Raw genomic sequence first — 565 nt, 5'->3', positions numbered from 1 at the left:
AAACACTTGACTGTGGTGATTTGTCCGGCAAAGGAAGCGCGGCCACCAAAGTTACTGAACATAGGCTCGACTACATCCACTTGGTCCATATAGATATCGCAAAGGGCTGAAGTGTTGTATTCCATGGCATACCTTCTTTGGTCAACGAGATTTCTTTTGAGTATATCCGTGCATTAAGTCATTGCAATGACAATTAATGATTAACTAACAAGAGTTTGAGCTACCACAACAGTTGCAAACAAAATATTAGTGACGAGTGAGCATTTCACTACGACTGGCATCATCGGGGCAATTTGTGCTGGTTTCTCAGTTTGCCAAACGGCTTTACCATGATTAAAGAGCACAATTAGGCTAGAAGWAAATGGCAAACAGAGCCAAATCGAGCTGGGTTGTAGCAGCAAGTAACTCGCAAAGGCCATTAAGGCGCCACCGAGTAAAGCGAAATGGTACTGTTTGGCACGCTGTTGTCCAAGTCGTACGGCAACGGTGCGTTTGCCACAGGCCGCATCATTCTCAATATCACGCATGTTGTTGATATTGAGCACGGCAACGGCCAATAATCCAC

General features: G+C 45.0%; 1 protein-coding gene and 1 pseudogene. Both read right to left on the bottom strand.

Annotated elements, in window-relative coordinates; genetic code table 11:
• Positions 1-125: pseudogene (locus CIK04_RS24120) on the bottom strand (ribonuclease E activity regulator RraA); the annotation flags it as partial.
• 75 nt (positions 126-200) lie between these two features.
• The coding region (locus CIK04_RS24115; RefSeq protein WP_176463418.1) for a UbiA family prenyltransferase at positions 201-565 on the bottom strand (365 nt) is incomplete at its 5' end.

It is taken from the genome of Vibrio sp. 03_296, assembly GCF_002265885.1.
The sequence above is the reverse complement of the archived record's forward strand: the minus strand, read 5'-3'. Positions and strand labels throughout refer to the sequence as shown.